General features: G+C 38.2%; 18 protein-coding genes and 1 pseudogene. 5 read left to right on the forward strand and 14 right to left on the reverse strand.

Translation table 11 applies throughout. From position 1 onward, the window contains the following. Positions 1–11 precede the first annotated feature (11 nt). Genes DD649_RS09110 through DD649_RS09120 form a run of 3 tightly spaced genes read right to left on the reverse strand, consistent with a single transcriptional unit; the run spans position 12 to position 3,386 of the window. Positions 12–1,220: an ATP-grasp domain-containing protein gene (locus tag DD649_RS09110; RefSeq protein WP_294106283.1), complete on the reverse strand. Its 1,209-nt coding sequence runs from the start codon at positions 1,218–1,220 to the stop codon at positions 12–14. After that, positions 1,192–2,358 (reverse strand): MFS transporter, encoded by a 1,167-nt coding sequence (locus DD649_RS09115; RefSeq protein WP_294106285.1) that lies wholly within the window; start codon positions 2,356–2,358, stop codon positions 1,192–1,194. The genes DD649_RS09110 and DD649_RS09115 overlap by 29 nt, the downstream gene beginning before the upstream one ends. Beyond that, complete coding sequence (locus DD649_RS09120; RefSeq protein WP_336430167.1) at positions 2,355–3,386, reverse strand: aminotransferase class I/II-fold pyridoxal phosphate-dependent enzyme; 1,032 nt, start codon at positions 3,384–3,386, stop codon at positions 2,355–2,357. The genes DD649_RS09115 and DD649_RS09120 overlap by 4 nt, the downstream gene beginning before the upstream one ends. Positions 3,387–4,074: 688 nt before the next feature. Between DD649_RS09120 and DD649_RS09125 the strand changes: the two genes are divergently transcribed. Beyond that, the gene (locus DD649_RS09125) at positions 4,075–5,634 is read left to right on the forward strand and encodes a methyl-accepting chemotaxis protein (RefSeq protein WP_294106291.1); all 1,560 of its coding nucleotides are present in this window, start codon (positions 4,075–4,077) and stop codon (positions 5,632–5,634) included. Between the two features lie 155 nt (positions 5,635–5,789). On the opposite strand, the pseudogene DD649_RS09130 reads toward DD649_RS09125, so the two are convergent. The 8 genes and pseudogenes from DD649_RS09130 to DD649_RS09165 form a co-directional block, all read right to left on the reverse strand. Next, positions 5,790–6,218: pseudogene (locus DD649_RS09130) on the reverse strand (Plug domain-containing protein); the annotation flags it as partial. Between the two features lie 117 nt (positions 6,219–6,335). Next, positions 6,336–6,632, reverse strand: a complete 297-nt coding sequence (gene fis / locus DD649_RS09135; RefSeq protein WP_004258438.1) for a DNA-binding transcriptional regulator Fis — start codon at positions 6,630–6,632, stop codon at positions 6,336–6,338. Between the two features lie 14 nt (positions 6,633–6,646). Further along, on the reverse strand, positions 6,647–7,624 hold the full coding sequence (gene dusB / locus DD649_RS09140) for a tRNA dihydrouridine synthase DusB (RefSeq protein ID WP_294106952.1): 978 nt from the start codon (positions 7,622–7,624) through the stop codon (positions 6,647–6,649). Between the two features lie 318 nt (positions 7,625–7,942). Then, positions 7,943–8,827, reverse strand: a complete 885-nt coding sequence (gene prmA, locus DD649_RS09145) for a 50S ribosomal protein L11 methyltransferase (RefSeq protein WP_294106427.1) — start codon at positions 8,825–8,827, stop codon at positions 7,943–7,945. A 194-nt stretch (positions 8,828–9,021) separates the two neighbouring features. Next, positions 9,022–10,494 (reverse strand): sodium/pantothenate symporter, encoded by a 1,473-nt coding sequence (panF, locus tag DD649_RS09150; protein WP_336430176.1) that lies wholly within the window; start codon positions 10,492–10,494, stop codon positions 9,022–9,024. Continuing rightward, entirely contained in the window at positions 10,484–10,726 is a 243-nt protein-coding gene (locus DD649_RS09155) for a DUF997 family protein (RefSeq protein WP_336430179.1), read from the reverse strand. Before DD649_RS09155 ends, panF begins: the two co-directional genes overlap by 11 nt. A 137-nt stretch (positions 10,727–10,863) precedes the next feature. Further along, a complete protein-coding gene (locus DD649_RS09160) occupies positions 10,864–11,166 on the reverse strand; it encodes a DUF202 domain-containing protein (protein ID WP_294106433.1) in 303 nt (100 codons plus the stop codon). Positions 11,167–11,174: 8 nt separating this feature from the next. Further along, the gene (locus DD649_RS09165; protein ID WP_294106435.1) at positions 11,175–11,531 is read right to left on the reverse strand and encodes a DUF202 domain-containing protein; all 357 of its coding nucleotides are present in this window, start codon (positions 11,529–11,531) and stop codon (positions 11,175–11,177) included. Between the two features lie 163 nt (positions 11,532–11,694). Between DD649_RS09165 and DD649_RS09170 the strand changes: the two genes are divergently transcribed. From DD649_RS09170 to DD649_RS09185, 4 genes are read left to right on the forward strand one after another with little or no spacing between them, the layout of a single operon-like run. After that, positions 11,695–13,116 carry a PTS transporter subunit EIIC gene (locus DD649_RS09170; RefSeq protein WP_294106437.1) on the forward strand — a complete coding sequence of 474 codons (1,422 nt, stop codon included), beginning with the start codon at positions 11,695–11,697 and terminating at the stop codon, positions 13,114–13,116. 15 nt (positions 13,117–13,131) lie between these two features. Further along, positions 13,132–14,901 (forward strand): sulfatase, encoded by a 1,770-nt coding sequence (locus DD649_RS09175; RefSeq protein ID WP_294106439.1) that lies wholly within the window; start codon positions 13,132–13,134, stop codon positions 14,899–14,901. Between the two features lie 52 nt (positions 14,902–14,953). Continuing rightward, entirely contained in the window at positions 14,954–15,670 is a 717-nt protein-coding gene (locus DD649_RS09180) for a GntR family transcriptional regulator (RefSeq protein WP_294106444.1), read from the forward strand. A gap of 35 nt (positions 15,671–15,705) precedes the next feature. Continuing rightward, on the forward strand, positions 15,706–16,956 hold the full coding sequence (locus DD649_RS09185) for an anaerobic sulfatase maturase (RefSeq protein ID WP_294106446.1): 1,251 nt from the start codon (positions 15,706–15,708) through the stop codon (positions 16,954–16,956). Between the two features lie 125 nt (positions 16,957–17,081). Here DD649_RS09185 and accC read toward each other — a convergent pair whose 3' ends face one another. The 3 genes from accC to aroQ are packed head-to-tail and all read right to left on the reverse strand — an operon-like array spanning position 17,082 to position 19,391. Next, positions 17,082–18,428 carry an acetyl-CoA carboxylase biotin carboxylase subunit gene (gene accC, locus DD649_RS09190; RefSeq protein ID WP_294106448.1) on the reverse strand — a complete coding sequence of 449 codons (1,347 nt, stop codon included), beginning with the start codon at positions 18,426–18,428 and terminating at the stop codon, positions 17,082–17,084. Positions 18,429–18,440: 12 nt separating this feature from the next. Then, complete coding sequence (gene accB, locus DD649_RS09195) at positions 18,441–18,908, reverse strand: acetyl-CoA carboxylase biotin carboxyl carrier protein (RefSeq protein ID WP_294106450.1); 468 nt, start codon at positions 18,906–18,908, stop codon at positions 18,441–18,443. An 18-nt stretch (positions 18,909–18,926) separates the two neighbouring features. Then, the gene (aroQ, locus tag DD649_RS09200) at positions 18,927–19,391 is read right to left on the reverse strand and encodes a type II 3-dehydroquinate dehydratase (RefSeq protein ID WP_294106953.1); all 465 of its coding nucleotides are present in this window, start codon (positions 19,389–19,391) and stop codon (positions 18,927–18,929) included. Positions 19,392–19,581 lie beyond the last annotated feature (190 nt).

Genomic DNA, 19,581 nt, shown 5'->3' on the forward strand with positions numbered 1-19,581 from the left:
TTTTTATTGTTTTAATCATAAATGATCTCAATATTTTTTATCATCTCGTCTGCTTCCGCTGCTGCCTGTATTAGTGAATTTTCAATAGTAATGACATAACCTAGCCGGCTATAACTATCTTTAAGTTGCTTAATTTTTATTGGTGTGGGAACGAATTTAAATAATAACGGCTTATTTAATATAAATTTTGGAATGATCTTATCAATTATCCCAATACGTTTTGAGGTTAAAAATCTTATTGATGCATATTGTGCTTTATATATAAATTTTGGCCTGTATTCCATGTCGTTAACAAACAGAGATAAGTAACAATGAACCAAATCAAATCCAGTTGAAATTGAGCAAAGCTTATCAATCATACCGCCCGCGACCCTCGGATTTATCTCTATCAGCATGATTGATTTTTTATCTAATTTAAATTCAACATGTGCAACCGTATGGGATAATCCAATTTTATTAAGCCAATCTATAATGGTTTTTTTGATTTTAGAGTTTGAATCAAATTTATAGGGGAAGTCATGACCTATTTCGACAGAATATTTTCCTTCGGTGGTGTGCTTTTTAGTAAATCCTAATATTTCCCATTGTGAGGTAGCTGCACACCAATATGCTTCTGCACTATACTCATTTCCATCAATAAACTCTTCAATAAGATAGCTAGAGGATAGTTTATAGCCTCGTTGGTTTGTTCTGAATGCGATAATTTCTTCAACTGCAATATTAACTTCCTCTAGACTATGGCATATTGTTACTTTACTACTACCGCTGTCATCACAAGGTTTTACAACCAGCGGAAATTTCATTTCAGAAATATCAATCTTATCTTTAATATCGAAAACGCGATATTTAAAATCATCATTTGGGTCAAATAATATTTGTCGCGTTTTGTTTTTGTATCGACATAAAATAAGCGACTTCATATTTGGTGAGGGTAAACCGAGGGCATGGGATGCTGCTGCGGCATTGATTAATCGGTAGTCATCAAATGCGACAATTCCATTGGGGTTATAGTCTATTGCAGCATTGATAATTGTTGCAATGCAGTCAGTATTAAGTTCTACAACAAGGTCGGCATACAGTAATGGGTTGTCAGCGATGGTATGGTAAAAATCATATTCCTTGGTAAATAGTACCGCTCTATAACCATTTTCTTGCGCTATTTTTATTGCACGAACACCTGTGCCGGAGATATTACATTCTAGAAAAATTATCGTTTTCATTACGCTTCCTGTTATATAAGTAATACTCTATGGAGAATAAAATAAGTAATATTGAAAATGTTATTAATGGTATGGTTATATGTAATTGTTCAGGGGTTGATATTATTCCTATATAGGCGCCGAGAGATTCGGCTAGTCCCCAACAGAAGATACAAATAGATAATGATATTTTTTTATTTCGAAACGGGCATTTTTCGATAGCCAAGCTGTTGTTATAAGGGCTCCAAATTAGCTCGCTTAATGTGAATAGAATAATTAATAAATACATGCTCATAGTAGATTTGAAATCAAAAAATAGAAGTAGAGTAGAGATTAATGCTAAACTGAGTTTATACATCGTTTCTTGTACGCTTGATTTCTTTTTAGCTAAATAATGGGTTACTTTTACTTGTAAAAAAATAATAATAGCAGCATTTAATGCAAATAAATGAGAAACTGAAATATAATGAATGTTTTCAGCGTAATTTGACTCAAAATGATAAGCTAAGTTTCTAAAAATTAGGCCTAACATAAAAAATGGAATTGAGCTATAACCTACAAATAAGTACCATGCTTTTAGTGTTGAAGAAGGTGTTGTATTATTTTTATCATCTTTTTTTGATATTTCCCCTTCAGTTAAGGTGAAGGCATAAATAGATGATAAAAACATTATTGCTGATGGTAATATAATAATGCCTGAATAAGATTCATTATAAGACCATTCCCCGATAATACCACCTAATGCTGATGATATATTAACAATAACATTCAATAATGAAAAATTCTTTATCCTGTCAGAGTGGTTATTATTTTCAGCCATAAATAGGCTGGCACAAACGTTTGCTATAGAAAATCCTGCGCCAATCGCAGCTGAAACGAATATGAGAAAAATATAACTAGATATGAAATAAATGCTTAAAATAGAAACAGAAGCAAGAAAGTAGGTTGTTATTAATGTTTTTTTATACCCTAGTAATTTTATTATATAGGGGGTGAATAATGAACACGCTCGGCTAATAAATAAAAATATAAATATAATGATTGCAGTCTTATCTTCTGGAATGTTTTTATAGTTCAAAAGATATAAAGAAAAAAAAGGCAAAAAACTGTAGAATGATATGCCCGATAGAAATCGGGATGTGATTATTTTATATATCATGAAAACTCTTTATATTTTTTAACGATTGAATTATAGATTTTATCTAATTGAGCTATCATGTTTTTATTTACATTAGAACTTGTGACAAATCTAACCATATTTGATGTCCATGCAGTACTTAACACGTCATAATTTTTTAAAATATCCACGAGATTTTCGGCATTATTTGTCTTTAACATGACAATATTAGTTTCAACAGGATAGGCCAATTGGAAATATTTGGATGTTATTGAGGCTAAATACTTTGCATTGTCATGGTCTATTTTTAAGTTAATTTCATAATCTTTTAATTTATTCAAGGCAATCGCTGCCATCAATCCCGATTGGTGTAATGCACCGCCATACCATTTTCGATATTTTTTGGCTGTAGTGATATCTTTTTTCTTTCCGACAAGAAGGGAGCCAAAGGGCGCACCTATTCCTTTTGATAAGCAGATATTAAGCATATCTATATTTTCAACATATTTTTGTGGCGATATACTTATTGATATGCATGTGTTTAATACTCTAGCCCCATCGAGAAATAAAAACATATTATTTTCATTGCATAAATGCCTTAGCTTTTTTATTTCTTCAAGTGGAAAAATCATTCCGCCATAAGTGCTAATGCTGCTTTCGATTGATATTATTTTTGGCGTTGAATATAAATTCGACCATCTAGCCTTATAATTTATAGCATCAATAACATCGTCTGCACTAAGGATGCCATTTCTAGTACGAACATTATTAATAACGAGTCCATTTAACGCTGAGGTTTGTGATGACTCAAAAAAACAAATGTGATAGCCAACTTCCGTAATAACTTCATCTCCTGGATTAGAAAGGACTTTTAACCCTATTTGGTTACTCATTGTGCCTGACGGCATAAATATAGCGTCTTCTTTATTAAAGAGATTGGCGATATGATGCTCCAGTTTTTTTACGTAATAATCTTCATTATAACAATCATCTCCAATTTGGTTGTAATTAATACTATCTAAATCTTTGTATTTTAATTTTGTTAAAGTATCACTTCTTAGGTCTATCATGATTATTTCAACCCTTTATTATTTATTATGAAATGTTTTTTTAATTATATTATGTGTAGTCATATCTCATGTTTTTAAGTTTATATAATGGCTAAGCTGAGCGACTTTATAATTGTTATTTGTGAATATCAAGAAATTTGGTGATTGAATGATTTTGAGTGTGATTTAAATCATGTTAATTTTTTAAGCTCAGCATTTTTCTATTTGTTTCTGTTTTTATTATAGTTAATATTAAATTGTTGTTTTTTAATTTCTCAGATAATAAATTATTAGTTAACTATTAATTTGCTCATCAATATCTATAATTTTATGACTATAAGTTTATAATTAATACCATTGTATTTTATAGGCCTATTATCAGGCTACTCGTCAACATACGGGAAAGGCCCTCGGCATCTTTTCAGTGCAATCAAATTGTCTTAATTAATACGTAATATCCTATTTGTAAAAGTTACTTTGTGATATCGATTGATTAGTAAAAGTAAGATGTTTTGATGGATTAACCTTGATTTTTCAAAGGGAGCTCAGCCTATATGCAACATTTTAATTAAATTAATAAATAATACTTATTGATGAAATAGTTTTGGTAATAACGAGCTATATAGTCTTCTGTAAATAATTAAAATTTCTCATTTTCCAGCCGATAAACTTAAATAATGTCATTTTATCTTACCAAAAGAGGAATTTTATGCAGAAACTTCGAGATTATTCGATTCGCTCCGTCATGCTCGTGTTGTTAGGAATCTTATGTTTAATATTAGCTGGAATGAGCCTATATAGCGGCTGGGCACTTAGCCGAATTGCCGATGGTAATAATATTGACCGTCAGTTAGTCAAACAAATGGCAGTATTAAGCCAAGGAAATGATCAGTATTTTCGTTTTGTTACACGATTGACTCGTGCGATGGAAACCAAAAATGCAGGAAAAGAGCCTGATTATGCTTTAGTTAAAGAAGCGATGGTCAATATGGGCACATATTTAGCTGAAATGAAGTCAATTTCTCCCGGCCCTATGGATAAAGCAATATCGGATAGTGTTATTAATACTTGGCAAGCGCTTTTAGATGAAGGGATCAGGCCTCAATTAGCGCTCTCAATGGAAAATGATAATAATAAGTATATTTCCCATTCCCATAATGTAACTCCTGTATTAAGTCGTGCTTTTGGTGCTGCGATTCAACAATTTAATCAATCTGCTGATGATGTTATCGATCATACTCGTGGCACTGTTGATAATCTTATGGATATTACTCGTGTAGTGATTGTTGTTGCTGCAATTCTTGGGGTGTTAATTTTGATCTTTACAGATCGTTTTTTGGTTAGCATGTTACAGAAGCCATTGGATACCATTCGTCAATATTTTGCTCAAATAGCACAAGGGGATTTGAGCCAAACAATTAAGCCATTTGGCCGAAATTGTGCGGGCAGATTATTTCCATTATTAGATGAAATGCAGAATAATTTACGTGAAGCTGTTATGACGATCCGCCTTGGAAGTGAAAATATTTATCGAGGTGCTACAGAGATCTCCAATGGTAATAGCGATCTTTCTTCACGCACAGAGGAGCAGGCAGCGGCTTTAGAGGAAACCGCAGCGAGTATGGAACAAATTACTGCGACTGTGCAATTAAATATGGACAGTACTTATCAAGCAAATAAATTGGCCGCGGCTGCTTTTGTGACGGCAAATCAAGGTAATTCGCTTGTTGAGTCAGTTGTGGCAACTATGGACGAAATTGCACTGAGTGGCAGAAAAATTTCCGATATCATCAGCATGATCAACGATATTAGTTTTCAAACAAATATTTTGGCGCTGAATGCATCAATTGAAGCCGCGCGAGCCGGTGTACATGGGCGTGGGTTTATGGTGGTAGCAGCGGAAGTGCGTAAGCTTGCTAGCCATAGTGCAGATGCCGCAATGGAAATTGAACAATTGATCGCAAACTCAACATCTTGCGTTGAGAAGGGGACAAATTTGGTCAATGAAATGGGCGCAACAATGGAAAATATTTTACAAGATATTGATCAGGTTTCTGTTGTGATGAAGCGAATTACTGTCGCATCTGAAGAGCAAAGTAAAGGTATTGCACAGGTGGGGGTCGCCATCACTCAGATGGATAGTGTCACTCAGCAGAATGCTTCTTTAGTTGAGCAAGTCGCGACAGCGGCAAGTTCTTTAGAGCATCAGACCAAAGATCTACAGCAATCAGTACAGAAGTTTCATTTATCAGCAGATACCGTTGTATAGCGAAATCATGCTGTCTTAGCTATTTACTGCGTCTAGACTTTGGATTTGCAATTTAACATAATTAATTGCTAGCCAAAGCCTAGCCCCTTGTTATTCAAAAATATTAATATTGGAAAACTACCGTTTTTTTAAAATACATTTTGATAGGATGTTCTTTATAGATAATAGGTTCGAATGACATAGTTTAACTTACTGGCTGTGCCTAGCAATGCAAAGTTATCACCGACTTTAGTTCCAAGGCTTCCACTTAATCGATTTCCTTCCGAGTTCCACTCAGATAAAACCGTGCTTTTTGGGTTTTTCATGCTTCTGAGGTTTGATGTGATATTAATCACCCCTCCAGCAGTTCCTGAGCTGTAAAGCACACTACCGCCACCTGGAATGATTTCGATGCGTTCAAGTTGCTCGACAGGGAAGACATCATAATTTGTTGTATAAGGATGGTTAGATAGCGTCGTAATTGGCGCGCCATCTAAGAGAACTTGTAAATTGCGTTGTGCAGTTTCAGAACCTTGACCACGAATATCGATATCGCCTTGCCCTGTGGTATCGACACTAATTCCAGGTACCGATTTAAGGACATCTGAAAAATTAGAGAGTTAGGATATTTTAGATAGGGAAGGGTTGAGGATATGGTCACAAAAAAGCACTTCCTGAAAAACAGAAAGTGCTTCTAAAAACACTGCATTAATCGACTAGGATTAATTCATGCCGTATTTTTTCAATTTCTTACGCAGTGTACCGCGGTTGATACCCATCATTAGGGCAGCACGGGTCTGGTTTCCACGGGTATATTGCATAACCATGTCCAACAAAGGCTGTTCTACCTCAGCCAATACAAGCTCATATAAATCATTAACATCTTGATTATTTAATTGAGCAAAATAGTTCTTCAGTGCTTGCTTAACTGAGTCACGTAACGGTTTTTGAGTTACTTGATCTTGTGAATTTACAGTAGCAACAGTTAGTACGTCAGAATTTACGCGTTGTTCGAACATAGTTCAGTCAGCTCTTATCTTTTATTTACGCAAAAATTTTCAAAAAATGCTTCCAACACCTCCAGCTGTTCGCTGGCATCCTCAATGGCGTTGAATGAGCGCCTAAACTGGTCATCAGGTGCATGCTCTCGTAAGTACCAAGAAACATGTTTGCGCGCTATACGGGCTCCTTTGCCTTGACCGTAAAAGTCGTGCAATTCCTGTACATGCGCTAGCATTATGCGTTGTACCTCTGCCATTGGCATCGGTGGCAATATCTCACCTGTGTCCAGATAATGTTGGATTTCCCGAAAGATCCAAGGTCTTCCCTGAGCAGCTCTGCCTACCATCAAGGCATCAGCCCCTGTGTAGTCTAAGACAGCTCTGGCTTTTAGCGGGTCAGTAATGTCGCCATTGGCAATAACCGGAATGGTAACAGTCTGCTTAACTGCCCGAATATTGTCATACTCAGCTTCACCATTAAACAAGCAGGCTTTAGTTCTGCCGTGAATGGTAATAGCTTGAATACCACAATCTTCGGCCAATTTGGCAATTTCTATACAGTTTCGTTCTTCAGGCGACCAGCCTGTGCGAATTTTAAGTGTCACAGGCACATCTACTGCTTTGACCACGGTTTCTAGAATCGATTTAACGATATCTGGATAACGCAACAGTGCAGAGCCTGCAAGCTTTCGATTCACTTTTTTAGCTGGACAGCCCATATTGATATCAATGATTTGAGCACCACTCTCAATATTAATTTGAGCCGCGGCGGCCATTTCATCGGGATCATTGCCAGCTATTTGAACGGAACGAACCCCAAGTTCATCGCGATGAACCATTCTTAGTCTAGATTTGTCTGTCTTCCACACCTGAGGATTAGAAGAAAGCATTTCTGATACTGTCATTCCAGCACCCATGTCATAACAGAGTGACCTAAAAGGCTTATCTGTGATACCTGCCATGGGGGCAGCAATAAGACAGTTTCTCAACTGATATTGTCCGATACGCATAACTAAAATGGGGGCCATACTGTGACTGCAAGGGCGCGTATATTACGCATTTTTTACAAGATTTGAAAGGACAAACTTTGAGCAAACGGTCATTTATCACTAAAATTTTTATCTTGATTTTTTCAAGAAGGTTAAATTAGCTATATTTAACAATTGATTACAGTTAATTCATCACAATTTATTAAAATTACAGTTACTCGATTCAAATCTAGTGCAGAACAGATTATCGCCAGCTATTGAGCAATATTTGAGCTATAAGATAATCTATTCTGATTTGAATTTCAAAGAAATTATTCTTTAATCAGCATAATATTTCTATTAAAAATGCTTGACACCAGTGATGCGGCACCATTCATCTTTTTCTGCTATAGGGTCAATTTCAAAATCGGCACGATAAGCGTCGGCAACACCTTCGGCTTGTGTTGCAAGCACGCCTGAAAGTCCGAGTAAACCACCCGCACATGGCAATACGCTAATCATAGGCGCGAGTTCGCGTAATGGGCCTGCAAGGATGTTAGCCACGACGACATCGGCTTGCAGCGCTTTTGGTTGGTCTTTGGCGAGATACAAAGATAAACGGTCTGATACATTATTACGCTGTGCATTATCACGGCTTGCTGTAATGGCTTGTGGATCAATGTCGATCCCGATGGCGTGGGCGGCACCTAGTTTTAGGGCTGCAATCGCGAGAATGCCAGATCCGCAGCCAAAATCGATAACAGTTTTACCTTCAAGATCAATGCCGTCTAACCATTCAAGACATAAAGAGGTGGTTGGATGCGTTCCTGTACCAAAGGCTAAGCCTGGATCAAGCATTACATTAACTGCAGTTGGATCGGGTACTTCACGCCAACTTGGGCAGATCCATAAACGTTGACCAAAACGCATTGGATGAAAGTTATCCATCCATTCTCTTTCCCAGTCTTTATCTTCTATTTGTTCTATTTTATGGGGGAAGCCAGCGGCCAGAAGAGGGCTATTTTCTAATTGAGCAATAACTGTATTCATATCGGTTTCTGCGTCATATAAACCAATAACGTCAGTGTCTCCCCATAACCGAGTTTCTCCTGGCAGAGGTTCAAAGACAGGCACATCGTGGCTATCTTGGAAAGTGACAGAGACTGCGCCACTTTCGATAAGTTCGTCGCCTAGTGCTTCTGCTTGTTTAGCGTTTGAGTTAAGTTTTATTTGGATCCAAGGCATGTTTGTTCATTCTCTTGTTTAGTATGCTCGTCATACTTCGAGTTATAGCGTTGTTGGCTGCTCTCGGCTACTTGGGTTATACACTGGTGTATGTTCCGTTGGATTAGCTTCTTCGCCGCCTAACCACAATTTGAATTATTTAGAGCATTAAATTTTGTTTAGTATATTTGTCATACATCGATTTGTGACTTTGGTCATATACCGATCTTTTCAGAATGTATAGGTTGTTCATTTTTTGGCAATTGTACTGGATTCTTGCCAAAAAGATTACCAATGAAAAAGGCAAACAGGCTAAAAATAAGTGACGGTACAATGGCATGGAAGTCCATAATTTCGATTTTAAAACTGGCGAGTAGGGCATAGCTAACGCCACCGATAACCATGGCGCTGATGGCACCTGTTCCATTGGCCTTTTCCCAATATAGCCCTAAAACTAATGGCCAAAGAAAAACAGCTTCAAGCCCACCAAAAGCCAGCAAATTTAACCAAATGATCATTTGTGGCGGATTCCATGCCGCAACCAGTAATAACGCACCTAAAATGAGTGTGGAGAAACTCGAAATACGTGCTAATTTTTTCTCATTTTTTATTTGTTCTGGTACTGCATTGAGGTAAATATCTTTCACAATCGTGGCTGATGATTGCAATAGCTGAGCATTGATTGTCGACATGATAGCTGCCATAGGGGCTGCTAAGAAAATACCTGCTGCAAATGGCGGTAATACTTGAACCATCAGTGTTGGAATGACTTGGTCTGGTATCGTGAGATCAGGCAAAATTGCGCGGCCTAATGCGCCAGCAAAGTGCATACCAAACATTAAAATTGCCATCACTATCGTACCTAGAATGATGCCTCGATGAACGGCTTTGCTGTCTTTATAAGAGATACAGCGCACTGCGGTGTGCGGTAGGCCAATTACCCCAAAGCAAACCAAAATCCAAAATGAGGCAAGGAATGGTCCACTGAGTATGTCATCAGCTCCTTGTGGAGTGACAAGTTTAGGGTCAATAGCTTGAATTTTATCGATAGCGGCTGGAAGTCCGCCTGCATGATAGATAACGGCAACAAGCAAAATAACCGTACCTAATAGCATCACAACACCTTGTAAGGCATCATTTAAGACGCTGGCACGGAAGCCACCGATAGAAGTATACAGTGCGATAGAAACCCCAAAAATCAATAAGCCGTAGGTATAGGGGATCCCTGCTGCGGTTTCTAATAATCGCGCGCCACCGATAAACTGAACCGTCATGGCACCAAAAAACGCGATTAACAAGCTGATACTGGCAAACCAAACGATAAAGCGACTCTGATAGCGGGCGTAAAGCATATCGTTAAGAGTAACGGCATTGTATCGACGCGCTAAAATAGCAAATTTCTTCCCAAGTACACCGAGGGACAGCCAAATAGCGGGTAATTGGATCATCGCGAGTAAAACCCAGCCTAGACCATATTTATACGCTGCGCCGGGGCCACCGATAAAGGAGCTTGCACTGATATAGGTTGCCGTGATCGTCATGGCGAGCACAAAACCACCCATAGAACGATTGCCTAAGAAGTATTCGTTGAGAAACTCCCCTTTGGTACGCTTTCTATAAGCGTAAACAGACAGTAGAAATACAAGTGCAAGGTAGCCGATTAATGGCAGGAGAACTTCAGTCTGCATCATTCTCCTCCAGAGAAATGTCTTTAAAAATGAGTTTTACCATCATGATGCATAAGAGAATAAAAATGATAGGTAGAATCAGGCATGACCATTCGAACCACAACGGGAGTCCTGTGACGCCAATATTATTGCCTGGTAGATAGGCGCAGATGAGCCAGCCTATGAGATAGGCAATGGTAAGATAGAGCGCCCAGCGAGCTTCCTTGTTTGACTGAAGAAAACGTTTATCCATACGTTTTTCCTCCTCATTTCTAAAAAAATAATCAGGGATTGTACGATAATCTGGCGTGAGAGTGTAAAAAATCCTAAATATTCGCGAAGATCAAGACGATCTTTAATGAGGTTGAGGAATAAAACGGCAATAACGACTTATTTTATTTCGAGTACTTTTAAAATTAGTATGAGCGACATTGCCGCAATGCTGGTGGAAGCTAAGACAAGGAATAAGCTATTGTCTATTTTTAAACCAATATTGTTATAGTTTGGGTTTAAGTGTCTTTTTAGTGATATTAAAACAAAAAGTACTGCGCCTAGTACGGCTCCAGATAGCATCAACCATGAAGCCTCGATCAATCCTATACGTAAAAATAACAATATATTCAGTGCGAGTAGAAGCAAGGTACGGCTCCATGCCTGCTGTGTTCGTTCTGATTGCAGTCCAGAATCTCGCATAATGATCTCTATAGTAAAATGTATAAAACAGAAATAATGGCAGAGATAACAATGAACATAGCCACCAATATTAAAAAAGAGGTGTACTGCAATGGCTTGTCTTGACGCATAGCGATTTCGTTTTGCTTCCATCTACAGAGCGCCATGACAGCGGTGATCCCCCCGGCAAAGGCGAGTAAAAGCGTCAATGTAAATTTTACCCATCCTAACGATATATCGTGCAGCAACTGTTCTATCGCGATTGCTCCTGCTAAAAACGCAAGCGCAGTACGGATCCAGGCTAAAAAGGTTCTCTCATTAGCTAATGAAAATCGGTAATCCGGTGTTTTTCCAATATTTTTCCAGTTCTTTTTTTCTATATTCATATGGGGTCCGTAGTTTTTGGCTCATCTCTTGAAATTAATATTGAGAAGGAAATCACAAAACAATGACGACAGTATGGGCTTTATTGGTCTGATGATATATTAATCTAAATGTTATAACAATATAACAATCGATCTTACTTAAATATGCCGCAAGAGAGGCTCTATGGATCTCGATACAATATCAAAAAAAATTATTCAGTTATCAGGCGGTTCTGAAAACTTCGTCCATGTCACTAACTGTATGACTCGCGTTAGAATGACATTAAAAGATGAAAGTCAGGCTGACGTTGCTGGCTTAAAAGCATTGCCCGGGGTACTCGGTGTTATTAGTGATGAAACATTACAAGTCATTGTAGGACCAGGAAAATGTAATAATATTGCTGATGCTATTAATCAGCAATTAGCAAAGGGTGAACAACTTGAATCAGAAACATTTAGCTCAGATAGTGAAAATGGGGTCATTCAAAAAGCTGAAATTGCTCGAAATAGAGCGAAGAAAAAAACGCCAGTAAAAGCTATTTTGCGTGTGATTGCGAATATATTCATTCCGCTATTGCCCGGTTTAATTGCAGCCGGAACATTAATGGGTATCAATAATATTATTGTGAACTCTGCTAGTGCGGAGGCGCTAAGTCAGGGGATACAGGCAACGGCTAATTTATCAGCGGCTCAAGTTATTTTGCAACAAAAAGGCTTGCTGGAAATTAGTACAATAATGGGCATTATCGCGAGTGGCTTATTTAGTTTGCTGGCGGTATTCACGGGTATTTTTGCAGCGAAAGAGTTTAAAGGAACCGAAATCCTTGGTGGGATTATCGGCGCTATAACTATCGCACCTCAAGTTGCAGTCATTGGATTAACGCCGGGGCAGGGTGGCTTGATCGGGGTTATTTTTGCTGTGTGGATATGTTGTTGGCTAGAACGTCGATTACGTCGATTTATTCCAAGTATGATAGACGTTATTGCGACACCTACAATAACTATTATTATTATGACGGGATTATTGCTTTTTGGCATCATGCCTGTTGCAGGTATTGTGTCCAATGTCATTTTAGGATCGTTATCAGGAGTACTGGAACATGGCGGCTTAGCGGCCGGTTTCTTACTTTCATCATTATTCCCTTTCCTGATTTCATTGGGGTTACATCAAGGGTTAATTCCAATTCATCTCGAGCTAATTCAAGCTACAGGTCATTCTCAGTTATTTGCCATTCAGATCATGAGTAATTCAGGCATGGTTGGAGCGGCTATAGCGGTACTTTTATTAACCAAAGACCCCGTGATGAAACGTGTCGCAAAAGGTGCAATACCGACCAGTATTTTAGCCGTCGGAGAGCCAACTATTTTTGGTGTCAATATCCCTGCTGGGTTTGCCTTTATTACAGGATCTATTGGCGCAGGTTTTGGTGGAATGATGATAGTGCTACTCGATGTCACGGCTAATGGAGTCGGTGCAGCTGGTCTCTCCGCTTTGCCGTTGATTGCTGATGGCAAATATCTTGAATATATCCTGAGTTGGTTGGTTGGGTGCAGTATTGCGTTTTTGCTCACTTACTTTGTTGGGCGCATCAGAAAGTATGAATAAGAAAAGGAATTGATGATGAAAGCTGTGATGTTAATGTTTGACTCGTTGAATAAACATATGTTGTCTGCCTATGGTTGCCAGTCAACGATAACACCTAATTTTGAGCGGTTAAGAAAGCGCTCTCTTAAATTTGATAATTTCTATGTGGGTAGTATGCCATGCATGCCTGCGAGAAGAGAATTACATACAGGGCGATATAATTTCCTACATCGTAGTTGGGGACCTATTGAACCGTTTGATGAATCAATGCCTGAAATTTTAAAAAAACAAGGTATTCATACACATTTAGTCACCGACCATAAGCATTATTGGCGAGATGGTGGGGCAACTTATCACTCACGTTTTTCAACCTATGAATTTATTCGTGGGCAGGAAGGCGATAATTGGAAGGGGGTAGTCAATAAACCTATTGTTCTTTATGAATCTGGTGAGACTGAAGAAAATAAGCAACGCAAAATAGCGAGCCGTACACAGCACTTGATTAATCAGCAATATATGCAAGATGAAAAAGATCATCCGTTAGTGAAAACGATTAATCATGGTATTGAATTTATAGAAACAAATCAGGATGCTGATAATTGGTTTTTACAACTTGAATGTTTTGATCCACATGAGCCGTTTTATGTGCCTGAAAAATATTTGCAAATGTATGGATTATCAAATCAAGATTTTGACGGATGGCCTCCTTATTACTTAGTGACCGAAGATGAATCACGACAGAAAGTGATCCGCGGCTTTTATCAAGCACTTGTCACTATGGTGGATGAGTATGTTGGCCAAGTATTAGATGTCTTTGATAAATATAATCTTTGGCAAGATACCATGTTGATTGTTAATACGGATCATGGCTTTTTGCTTGGTGAACATGAGTGGTGGGGGAAAAATATTATGCCCCTTTATAATGAAATCGCGAATACGCCATTTTTTATATACCATCCAGAAATTACTTCGGTGAATGAGTCTAGGAAAATGTTAGCTCAATCCATTGATATTCCAGCGACATTATTAGATTATTTTAATGCACCAATACCGCCAAACATGCAGGGTAAAAGTTTAATCTCAGGGCTAGAAAATGACTCTCCGATTCGTGAATATGCTCTATTTGGCTATCATGGTTGCCAAATTAATATCACTGATGGTGAGTTTGTATATATGCGTTCGCCAGTTGTACAGGGGACGGAAGGCCTAAATGATTACACATTGATGCCGACGCGCATTAATCGACGCTTTACGCCAAAAGAGCTACAAGGAACTCAATTACATGAAGGGTTTGATTTCACACAAGGTTGCGCAGTGCTTAAAATTCCCGCAACGAGTGTGATGACAACTGATTCCGATCGCTTTGGTCACCGTTTATATAACGTGAAACTTGATCCTCAGCAGATATCACCCATTGTAGAATTTGAAACCGAATGCCGCTTATTAGAGAACATTCGTTTGATGATGATAGCGAATGATGCGCCATTAGAGTTATTTGCACGATATGGGTTATCTAAGAACGATGCGGTTAACATGGAACAAATAGCGCTTGAACACCAATATATTGGCGCAGCAGCAACAGCGCTTGATAGCTATGAATTAGCGCAAGATGTGAAGTATGGGGTGATGTCCTTATTACAATATATCGACACCCGAAAACTGGGGGACATTAGAGAGAAGCTACTAAATCAATTAAATAAGTCTCTGAGCCAAGAGCAGTTAATTGCTTTCATTATTGATAATTTCCCTACAGAAAACCATAATGAGCTAATGTACCGGGTAGCTCTGGAAATGAGATTGAAATAATAATGAGCTATTACCCGGTTGGCTTAAACTGGGTAATAGCGATTATGGTTATATGAAAAAACAATTGGATCACAGTGCGCATTCGAAACCTTTATATGCACAAGTTTATGATATTTTAGTCGATAAACTGAACAAGGGTGAATATCGTAAAAATGATACCTTTCCAACAGAGGCTGAATTTCAGGAAATGTTTGGTATTAGTCGGATCACGGCGCGAAGAGCCCTTTCTGAGCTAGAAAAAGAGGGTTATGTCAAACGTTCTCGTGGGGTAGGTACGTTAGTTATTCGTAATTCGAAAAAGGCTTATGCGACTATTCATACTCAAATTTTGGGTGCGCCAACACTTCGAGTTAAACGTAAAATTATTTCGATAATCAAAATAGCACCAAATGCTGAAATTTGCGAAATAATGAATTTAGCTCAAGGTACAGAGCTGATCCGTGTTGAACGAATTATTGCCAAAGGTAAATTAAATATTCAGTACAATTGCTTCTACTTTTCACCTTGTATTGAAAGCGTCACTGAACATGACTTAGAAGAATCCATTTATTTATTCTTAGAGTCTCAAGGGCTGAACTCAAATCATTATACTGAGAAATTATCTGCAGTTATTCCGACAAAACAGGAAATGAAGTTGCTTAATATCGATGAAAAAACACCAGTATTTTCGCGTCGTCGCATCGATTATAACAAAGCTAATGAAGCTATTTTGTATATGGAAGGTAGTTATCTTAGTGATTATTATGAATATAAAGTAAATGGAAGCTAGCATTCAGCTATATTTCATCACTTAAGAAGGTCATTATGAAAAAAGCGTTTCACATTATGGCAAAGCCAACTAGCTATCAATGTAATTTAAAATGTGATTACTGCTTTTATCTTGAAAAAGAGCATCAACAGGGATTCGGGAATCAAAAACTAAAATGCATGGACGATAATGTATTACGTGAATATATACGTCAATATATTGCATTATCCCCAGCGAATAAAATTGATTTTACTTGGCAAGGGGGAGAGCCAACCATGGCGGGGTTGGACTTCTTTAAGCGAGTTATTCATTATCAAAAACGTTATAGCAATGGTAAACAGATTTATAATAGCCTGCAAACTAATGGGGTTTTATTGAATTCTGAATGGGCTGCGTTTTTAAAAGAACACCAATTTTTAGTGGGGATTTCACTCGATGGCCCCGATTGGCTTCATGATATTTATCGTAAATCAAATTCTGGTAATTCAGTATTTAATAAAGTTATTAATGCGATTAATTTATTAAAAGAGCATCAAATTGATTTTAATATTTTAACGGTTATTAATAATGAAACAGCAAAATACCCGGAAGAAATTTATCGGTTTATTACTGAAGTTTTACATGTTAATCATGTTCAATTTATCCCAGTTGTTGAGCATGAAATGCAAAACATGCCAGTACAACACTTAAGCTACCCACAAGAAGCGGGAAGTAAACAATTAACGCCATGGTCAATTACCGGCAAGCAGTACGGTGACTTTATTAAAAAAGTGTTTGATCTATGGGTTAAAAAAGATGTCGGTAAAGTTTTTGTGCAGTTATTTGATAATTCACTTGCCGCGTGGTCTGGGGATATGCCTAGTTTTTGTGTGATGCAGCCTTCCTGTGGTTATGGATTAGTTGCAGAACAAAATGGGGATATTTATAGTTGCGACCATTTTGTTTATCCCGAATTTAAATTAGGTAATTTATTAACTAAGCCACTTAATAAATTAGTTTATAGTAAACAGCAGCAGCGTTTTGGGCAGCAAAAATTAAATCTTTCTACCGCATGTCAGCAGTGTGAATTTAAATTTGCTTGTCATGGTGGTTGTCCGAAACATCGAACATTAAAAGTAGAAAATAAATGGCATAATCATTTATGTGAGGGGTATAAGGCTATTTTCTCTCATATTGACCCTTATATGCGATTTATGGCGAATGAACTGAAATATTATCGATCACCTGCATCCATAATGGACAATTTGCATTTATTTCATCAATCCCATGTAGTCACTAATAATATTCCTATCAGACAGGTAAATTAGTTTTCTCTGTCGAATCTGATAAAAGACAGCTAGTCATAACTTCTTAATAAGAGATAAAAAAATACCGGAAAGTAGAACTTTCCGGTATCGATTGACGATGACTAAAATATCAGAGATTCAGTAAATTAATCCTGAATACCCAGCTTTTTCTCCAAATAGTGGATGTTAGTACCACCTTTTTGGAAATTTTCATCATTCATGATCATTTGGTGCAGTTCAATATTGGTCTTAATGCCATCGATGATCAGTTCATTTAGCGCATTTTTCATTCGAGAAATGGCAATTTCACGGGTCTCACCGAAAGTAATAAGTTTACCAATCATTGAGTCATAATACGGAGGTACGGTGTAGCCTGCGTAAATATGTGACTCCCAACGCACACCAAAACCACCTGGAGAGTGGAAACGTGTGATTGTACCTGGACTAGGCAGGAAGGTATGCGGGTCTTCTGCGTTGATACGACACTCAACAGCATGACCGTGCACAACAATTTCTTCTTGCTTCACAGATAAAGGCATACCTGAAGCAATACGCAACTGTTCTTTAATCAAGTCAATACCGGTGATCATTTCTGTCACTGGATGCTCAACTTGAATACGGGTATTCATTTCAATGAAATAAAATTCACCGTTTTCGAACAGGAATTCAAACGTACCTGCACCACGATAGCCGATTTCGATACAAGCGTTAGCACAACGTTCACCGATATTTCGGCGAATTTCAGGAGTAATGCCCGGTGCTGGTGCTTCTTCAACGACTTTTTGGTGACGACGTTGCATTGAACAGTCACGTTCTGCTAAATAAATAGCATGTCCTTGACCATCAGCCATCACTTGGATTTCAATATGACGTGGATTTTCAAGGTATTTCTCCATGTAAACCATGTCATTATTGAATGCGGCTTTTGCTTCTGCACGAGTCAGATTTATTGATGATTCCAAATCTTTCTCATTACGAACAACACGCATACCGCGACCACCACCACCGCCAGACGCTTTAATGATTACCGGGTAACCAATGCGTTTGCCAATAGCTTTATTTTTTTCAGTGTCATTGCCAAGAGGGCCATCAGAGCCCGGTACGCATGGAACACCTGCAATTTTCATCGCTTTAATCGCTGAGACTTTATCACCCATTAGGCGGATGGTTTCAGCTTTTGGTCCGATAAAAATAAATCCGGATTGTTCAACTTGTTCTGCAAAATCAGCATTTTCAGACAGGAAACCATATCCTGGGTGAATAGCTTGCGCACCTGAAATTTCAGCCGCAGAAATAATTGCAGGAATATTCAGGTAGCTTTTTGCTGATGCTGCTGGGCCAATACAAATGGTTTCATCTGCCAGCAACACGTGTTTTAGATCTCTATCTGCCGTGGAGTGAACCGCCACAGTCTTAATGCCTAGTTCTTTACAGGCACGTAGAATGCGCAGTGCAATCTCTCCACGGTTAGCGATAACAATTTTTTCCAGCATGGAAACGCCTCGTTACTCGATAACAACCAATGGCTCGTCAAATTCTACTGCATCACCGTTTTGCAACAGAATGGCTTTAACAACGCCGGCTTTATCTGCTTCAATTTGGTTCATCATCTTCATCGCTTCAACGATACAAAGAGGATCACCTACGCTAACTGTTTGACCAACTTCAACAAAAGATTTTGCTTCTGGGCTTGGTGCGCGGTAGAAGGTTCCAACCATTGGGGAACGAACTTGGTGACCAGAAACAACAGCAGGTGCTACTGAAGCGGCTTCTTGAACAACAGCAACTGCGTTAGCAAGTGCAGGTTGTGGCGCAGCAGGAGCGGAATAAAATTGTTGAGGTGCCGGCATCATTTGAGACGCTGGTGCTAAGCGGCTGATACGTACTGACTCTTCACCTTCAGAAATTTCCAGTTCAGAAATGCCAGACTCTTCGACTAGTTCGATCAGCTTTTTAATTTTACGAATATCCATGGATATGATTCCGTACTCTTATATTTTAATTGAATTAATTAGATGCAGACGGTTAACCGCTGCCTGTAAAGCAAAACTGTAACCATCAGCACCAAGACCACAAATTACACCGACAGCTTGGTCGGATAAATAAGAATGTTGGCGAAATGGTTCTCTTGCATGCACATTAGATAGGTGGATCTCGATAAACGGGAGTGCCACTGCCAGTAATGCATCACGTAAGGCAACGCTAGTATGCGTGAATGCCGCTGGATTAATTAGAATAAAATCAGTATTACCTCGTGCAGCATGAATTGTATCAATCAGTTCATGTTCTGCATTTGATTGAAAATGACTTAATTTTACACCTAACTTTTCAGCTTCTAGTGTTAGCTTGGACACAATACCTGTAAGCGTTTGAGTACCGTACTTATCAGGTTCCCTCGTTCCTAGCAGGTTTAGGTTTGGTCCATTAAGAAGCAAAATGTGAATATCTTCTGTCATTGTGCTGCTAACTCCGACGATACGCCAATAGTCCGACAACATAACCTGATGTAGGCGGTTTGTCATCTCTTATCATGAAAATAAATAGATTTTTGGCTGACAAAGAACGCATTATAATTATTTCGTAGCATATAGCAGCAAAATACTGGTCTTATCAGAGAAATTACCCGAAATTATTTTATAAATTGTG

The sequence above is a fragment of the Providencia sp. genome, assembly GCF_003533305.1.
In the GTDB taxonomy this organism is placed as follows: Bacteria; Pseudomonadota; Gammaproteobacteria; order Enterobacterales; family Enterobacteriaceae; genus Providencia.